Annotated in this window: 5 protein-coding genes and 1 tRNA gene; 5 read left to right on the top strand and 1 reads right to left on the bottom strand. The window is 62.7% G+C overall.

Annotated features, from left to right (window positions below; translation table 11 throughout):
• On the top strand, positions 1–1,213 hold a 1,213-nt coding region (locus AHiyo1_RS04605), incomplete at its 5' end, for a glycosyltransferase 87 family protein (RefSeq protein ID WP_059387771.1).
• Here AHiyo1_RS04605 and mptB read toward each other — a convergent pair.
• On the bottom strand, positions 1,197–2,756 hold the full coding sequence (gene mptB, locus AHiyo1_RS04600; RefSeq protein WP_172465491.1) for a polyprenol phosphomannose-dependent alpha 1,6 mannosyltransferase MptB: 1,560 nt from the start codon (positions 2,754–2,756) through the stop codon (positions 1,197–1,199). The two genes, AHiyo1_RS04605 and mptB, sit on opposite strands and share 17 nt — an antisense overlap.
• 214 nt (positions 2,757–2,970) lie before the next feature.
• Between mptB and orn the strand changes: the two genes are divergently transcribed.
• The 4 genes from orn to AHiyo1_RS04580 all read left to right on the top strand — a co-directional run.
• Complete coding sequence (gene orn, locus AHiyo1_RS04595; RefSeq protein ID WP_084784354.1) at positions 2,971–3,597, top strand: oligoribonuclease; 627 nt, start codon at positions 2,971–2,973, stop codon at positions 3,595–3,597.
• 130 nt (positions 3,598–3,727) lie between these two features.
• Positions 3,728–3,800, top strand: a tRNA-His gene (locus AHiyo1_RS04590).
• A 124-nt stretch (positions 3,801–3,924) separates the two neighbouring features.
• Positions 3,925–4,497: a peptide deformylase gene (def, locus tag AHiyo1_RS04585; protein ID WP_059387769.1), complete on the top strand. Its 573-nt coding sequence runs from the start codon at positions 3,925–3,927 to the stop codon at positions 4,495–4,497.
• 3 nt (positions 4,498–4,500) lie between these two features.
• Positions 4,501–5,339 (top strand): acyltransferase domain-containing protein (locus tag AHiyo1_RS04580; RefSeq protein WP_113990565.1); only part of this gene is annotated, 839 nt, incomplete at its 3' end.

The following is a 5,339-nucleotide window of genomic DNA, read 5'->3' as shown; positions in this document are numbered from 1 at the left end:
CGGCCGTCCATCCAGCGTATGGTGGGGTTTCGCCGCGATCCATGTGTATTTCCTCGGCTGGATGGCAAGCTTCTTCCTGGCCGGAAACACGTTCAGCGATACTGAGCAGTACCGTCAATGGGCGATGGCCGGCTACAACCCCGCGGATCTCCACGGAGCGATCAGCCCTTGGGTTTACCCGGTGCTTGCCCAGATTCCGATCTTCCTGGCCAACATCGCGGGCCCGGGTCCTTACCTGCTGGTGTGGACGTTGATCATCACGGCGCTCAACGCCGCCGGCTTGTTCGTCCTGACCCGCGGCCCGCGCAGGACAACGGGAATTGCCCCTGCTTGGTGGTGGCTGTTCTTCACCGCCTTCATGGGCTATCTCAGCTTCGCCCGGGTGGAGGGCATCACGGCACCCATCGTGTTGGTCGCCCTGCTGTATGCGGCCACGCGACCTGTGGCAGCCGGTATCCTTCTCAGCATCGCCACGTGGATCAAAGTCTGGCCAGCCGCCGTTCTGGTACCCATCATCATCGCTAGCCACCGCAGGCTGCGGATCATCGCCTGCGGTGCCGGCGTCACTGCCGCCGTCGCACTGGGCACCTACCTTTCGGGCGGCCTGCCGCATATCCTCGACTTTCTGACCAACCAAGGCGAACGCGGCATGCAACTTGAAGCCACGTTCTCAACCCCCTGGGTCTGGTTGAGCGTGCTCAATATCGGCGGTTCCAAAATCGCCGACAACGTCGCCATCAATTCCACGGAGGTGTATGGGCCGGGAGCCAACGTGGCAGCGTTCCTGATGCAGCCGCTCTTGGTGCTTGCCGCCGTCGCGGGCTCTGCCCTTTTGCTTTGGGCGCTTCGGCGGGGTGCCGAGCCGGAAGAGTTGTTTCTCGAGGGCGCCCTCATGATGACCACCGCATTCATCGTCTTCAACAAGGTGGGTTCGCCGCAATTCATCATCTGGCTTGCGCCGGTGGTTATCGCAGGGCTGACCCACGATTGGAACCGTTGGAGGGTTCCTGCCGCCCTCCTTATGGGGATCGCCATGACGACTTTCGTCATCTACCCGCTGTTCTACACGCCGCTGATCCATGCCAACCCCGTGATGGCGGCAGTGCTCACCACACGGAATGTGCTTTTGGTGGTCCTGCTCTGGTGGTCCGTGCAGCGGACCGTGGAGCTGGGCCGCAAGTCCGGCGCACGAAGCGCTATTCGGAGCGCCTGAGCCGCCGTTCAAGCCTGCGAAGCAGTTGCGTTGGGCTGGAGCGGATCAAGAGTCGGCGTGTGTGAACGTCCAACACCATCAGGTAGACGGTGAATCCCACGGCCACCAGGAAGGCCAGGGAGGACACTTTGACGTTCAATTCCACGAAAGACAACACCGAAATCTGGTCCTGCGCGCCAAAGGCAACGAAAAACGTGACGGCGACATAGAGGGACTTGATCTGCCAGTCGTCCCTGATGCCCGTGACCGCGAGCAGCGGGATGAACCACAGGATGTACCACGGCTGGATAATCGGCGAAAGCATGACGACGGCGGCAAACGCGAGGGCGGCGCGCCGCACCAGCCGTGAATAGTCGCCGCGGAACATCAGGACAACCACCAACCCGATTCCGGCCCACTTCATGAGGGTCCGGAGCCCGGTGGCCACGGTGGAGCCCGGCAAGCCCAGGAGATTGGCGATCACCTCGACCTGCTGGCCGAGGAAGCCCGAAGGCGAATATCCCGTATAGCCCGGTGTGGGATCGAGGATGGCCCAGACCCATCCAAAGCCAAGGTTGTAAGGAATTCCGCTCACTGCCAGGACGGCGAAGCTGATACCCGCCGTCGCGCCCCAGAACAGGAACTTGCGGGCCCAGCTCGCGGCAGGACCAGCCCACATGAGGCCTATGAAAGGCAAGAGGAGAACGGTGATCGGCTTGATGCCGATGGAAGCGGTCACCAGCAGAAGCCCGGTGATATGGCGACCGGTGGCTGCAAAGTACATTCCGGCCACCGCCAGGCCCACCATGAGGGCATCGTTGTGGGCACTGGCGACGAAGCTGATGAGAAAGAGCGGGTTGGCCACGGCGATCCACAACGCACGGCCGGGGTTGATCCCGTGGAGTTCGGCGAGCCTGGGAACATACACCACACAGAGCACCACCCCCACGGTCGCAAGCACCCGAAAGAGCAGAACGGAAAAGTCGGGCTGGGCGTCGGTGATGCCCACAACCCATCTGGCAAGCCACAGGAAGTAGGGTCCGTACGGCGTCTTGGCTTCAGCCAGGCAGGATCGCGCCCAGGGAAAACCAGTTGCTGAGCGTGGAAATGCCGGCCGTGTAAGGTTCTGGCCTTCCAGCACCAGCCTGCCCTGGCCGGTGTAGGCGTATACGTCGCGCGAATAGATGGGCACGGCAAACATGAGGGGAGCCGCCCACGCCGCAACGGCGACAACCACGGACCTGAGCGAGCCCGGCCCCCAGTCCTTGAGCCTTTGCCCGAGCCTCAACCATGACCTGACCAAAAGCATGGCCCCCGCCGTCAGCAGGATCGTGGAGGTCGTCACGCCCCAACCTTCGGTGCGCAGGGCGATGACAAGGGGGTGCCTGAACATGGGCGAGCCGTTGGCGATCCAGCCGGCTCCGATTGAGCCGACGAAGATCATCAGGGACCCAAAAAAACCTTGCCAGACAGCCACGTAGGCCTTGATCTGTCCGGGGGTGCCGGCTCCGATGTGCGCGGCATCCGGGGAGTAGAGCCCGGCGGCGGCCTTCTCTGACGGCACCGCAGGTTCCTTTGCCTCATCCCGGCTATTTGAGGTGCCCACGCCCGTTCCGCCTGCCGTCATGATATTCCAGTCCCTACGTACATTGGTCCAGCTCATCGATGCAGGCAACAACCGCTCGACAACGGCCCAGTTTACCAGCCGCGGTACGCCGCAGGGGCGGAATGGGGCGCCCCGCCACCCTTCCCATGCGCCTGAACTGTAGGCTGGTCGGGTGCCTATTACTAATGAACGCATCGTCTGGATCGACTGTGAGATGACCGGTCTCGACCTGGTGAACGACGCCCTGATCGAGGTTGCGGCCTTGGTCACCGATTCGGAGCTGAACATCCTGGGTGACGGCGTCGACGTCGTCATCAAACCCGAAGACGCCGCACTTGAACAGATGAACGACTTCGTCCGCGACATGCACACCCGCTCGAAACTCCTGGATGAACTCCCGCACGGCAAGACCATGGCCGAAGCCGAAGCGATCGTCCTGGAGTACATCGAGAAGTGGGTACCGGATCCGAAGAAGGCCCCGCTGGGTGGCAACTCAGTCGGAACCGACCGGATGTTCCTCGCACGGGACATGCCCAACATCGTTGAACACCTCCACTACCGGGTCATCGATGTGAGCACCATCAAGGAACTCTCGCGCCGATGGTTCCCCCGCGCCTATTTCCAGTCCCCCGCTAAACACGGCGGCCACCGCGCGCTTGGCGACATCAGGGACTCCATCGACGAACTGCGCTATTACCGGGAGGCAGTGTTCGTCCCGGCTCCGGGTCCCGATACGGCCACAGCGCAGAAGATTTCCAAGCAGATCGCAGCCGGCCCGGAGACTCCGGAGGACACGTGATCTGGGGCACCTTTTCGGGAAATTTCAGCCAAACGGTCAAAAGTGGCAAAACCACCCCTCAAGACGGGGTATAGTTTTTGTCGTTGCCTTCGCAGCTAACGGGTCATTCCGAAAGCGCAAAAGGCTCATGGTGGGCGTAGCTCAGTTGGCAGAGCGCCTGGTTGTGGTCCAGGAGGTCGCGGGTTCAACCCCCGTCGCTCACCCTCATGAGGTCGGTAGCAGTTTATCGATCGCAGCCAAAGGCCGTACTGGTTATCCAGTGCGGCCTTTGCTTTGTTCCGGCCGATTCCGGCCATTCCAGACCCGAGAACCAGAGGAACACCTGACATGACCGTCCTGCCAGTCACCATCTGGGGCGAACCCGTGCTTCACCGCCGGGCGAGCGAGGTGGAAGTGTTCGACGACGAGCTGCGCACCTTGATTGCCGACATGTTCGAAACGAACGAGGCGGCCAACGGCGTCGGTCTGGCGGCACCCCAGGTGGGGGTGGGCAAGCGGATCTTCATCTTCAAATACGCAAACGACGACGACGCTCCGGACGAAGGCGTCCTGGTGAACCCGGTCCTCACCCTCTCCAAGATCCCTGGCGCCCTTCCCGATCCCGAGGAAGACGTCGAAGGCTGTTTGTCCTTCCCAGGGGAGCACTACCCCCTGCAGAGGGCCGATTGGGCCCGCGTCCAGGGCTTCGACGGCCACGGCCAACCGGTGGATTTCGTCGCGACCGGTTGGTTCGCGAGGGTCATGCAGCACGAATTCGACCACCTCGACGGCAAGCTCTATGTGAACCGCCTGGTTGACCGATACGCCAAGAAGGCGATGAAGCAGGCCAAGAAGAACGGCTGGGGAGTGCCCGGGCTGAGCTGGATGCCAGGTGTCGACCCGGACCCCTTCGGTCACTGAGCGATGACGGGCGTCGCGCAGGACGAATTGTTCACGCTTCTCGACATCCAGGGCGAGGACGCTTTTGAGTGTGCCTCGCTGCTGGCGTCACCTCCTGGAGACGGCACCCGACGGGCCCTTGCCAGCCTTGACGCCCGTCTGGGCGTCTTTCCGAGCACGTCCGCCTCCGCCGATGGCTGCACGGAAACGGACTGGATCGAGGCGCTCCTGCGCTTTGCGCCTGTAGTCCACGGCCATCATCTTTCCCTTGGCATTCCGCCGAAATCGTCTGCCGCGATCCTGGCCGATGTGGGACTGAACCTTCGAATCAACCGAAGGGTCCATGGTCGCTTCGGCTTGGACACGTGGGCATGGCTGACCCTCCACATGGCCGGAAACATCTTCCGTATCGGCCGCCTGCAATTCCACCTTGTCCGCAGCGACGAGGAAGGCTCCGCCGCCGCAAGTGACTCCTGGGTGCTGGGTGTGCACATCCCCGAGGATGGCGGCCTCTCCCCTGCCCTCGTGGACACGAGCTTCAGCCAGGCCAGGGAGTTCTTCGACCGTTACTTCCCGGACAAAGCGGTCTCCGTGGCGAGCTGCGACTCCTGGATGCTGGACCCCTACCTGGCCCGGAAACTCCCGCACAGCAACATCGCCGCTTTTGCCCGCCGATTCACCCTGGACCGCTGCTCAGACGCTCCGGGCGACGCTGTCTATTTCACTTTCCGGCAGCGCGGCATGGAAAACCTCGATCGGCTCCCCCGCGAGACCTCGCTTCAGCGGGTGGTGCTGGAGAGGATCGACGACGGCGGGGTCTGGCAACTTGGACACGGCCACCTGGCGCTTCCCGCAGCACGGAG

Source organism: Arthrobacter sp. Hiyo1 (genome assembly GCF_001263615.2).
GTDB lineage: Bacteria > Actinomycetota > Actinomycetes > Actinomycetales > Micrococcaceae > Arthrobacter.
Note: the sequence above shows the minus strand (reverse complement) of the source record. Positions and strands in the feature narration are given on the sequence as shown.

Bases quoted from the DNA above. Each gene is read 5' to 3' on its own strand.
- def (WP_059387769.1), top strand. From the start codon at position 3,925: ATGACCGTCCTGCCAGTCACCATCTGGGGCGAACCCGTGCTTCACCGC.